A 926-nucleotide genomic window follows, 5' to 3' on the forward strand; every position below is an offset into this window, starting at 1 on the left:
AGAAGGCTCTTGATGTTCATTTCTGACCTCCAGTCAAGAATCGACGGGAAGTCAAAAAACTATATAATTTCAATATGTTGAGTTTCTTGGATTCCGAAGTTTGAAAAAGTCAGGAGCTGGTGCCAAACCATACCAAGGCTTACTGCCTGGCAAAATATTGCAAAACAGCGCGTCTAACAGAGAGGAATCAAGTGCTCTAAGGAGGAAATCATCATGTTGATGATAGTGGCGGAGAGGATGGGATTCGAACCCACGAGACCCTTATGAGGTCTACTCCCTTAGCAGGGGAGCGCCTTCGACCACTCGGCCACCTCTCCGGTAAGGGCGAGATAGCCGGTACGGTTGATCATTTCAAGCGATTTGAGCGCGGAATGTCAAAATTCTCAGTATATTTTGGACTTTTATATATAGGGGGATGTGAATAAGCCGGAATCGTGGGCTTCAAAGTCTGTGAAAAGCAGCTTTCTGAGGCGCACTATTATGGAGAGATTCGTCACTTCTTCTCTATTATCCGGCAGTGCATCGCCGCAAAGCTGCTTCTAAAGCCACATTTGGATATCCATTCAGCGGATTCGCGGTACTATTCACAGCCCAGACTCAAAAAATACGTGTTTTCAATCGTTAAGACCGGTTAACCGGCGTTTACATACGTTAACAAAGTCTAAAATCACGGCTCCAAAGGGGGCAATTTCGTGTCATTTCTGCAACAACCGTCCCTCATAGAAGCTCAACAAAGCTTGGGAGCGATATTCGATGTTGAAACGAAAAAGTTGGCGAGTATCTTCACATCCAGAAGAAGGAGCGCTTCGGGGCGACTTTTTCATCAGGGGATGGGGACAGGTTGTCCTTCAGCCAAATCAGAATGCCCAGACCCATTTTTAACTTTGACTGGAGGTCAGAAATGAACATCAAGAGCCTTCTCCTCG

General features: G+C 46.0%; 1 tRNA gene. It reads right to left on the reverse strand.

Annotated elements, in window-relative coordinates:
• Nucleotides 1–226: 226 nt before the first annotated feature.
• Nucleotides 227–317 (reverse strand) — tRNA-Ser (locus CEV34_RS11050).
• Nucleotides 318–926 lie beyond the last annotated feature (609 nt).

It is taken from the genome of Brucella pseudogrignonensis (assembly GCF_002252525.1).
Lineage (GTDB): Bacteria > Pseudomonadota > Alphaproteobacteria > Rhizobiales > Rhizobiaceae > Brucella > Brucella pseudogrignonensis.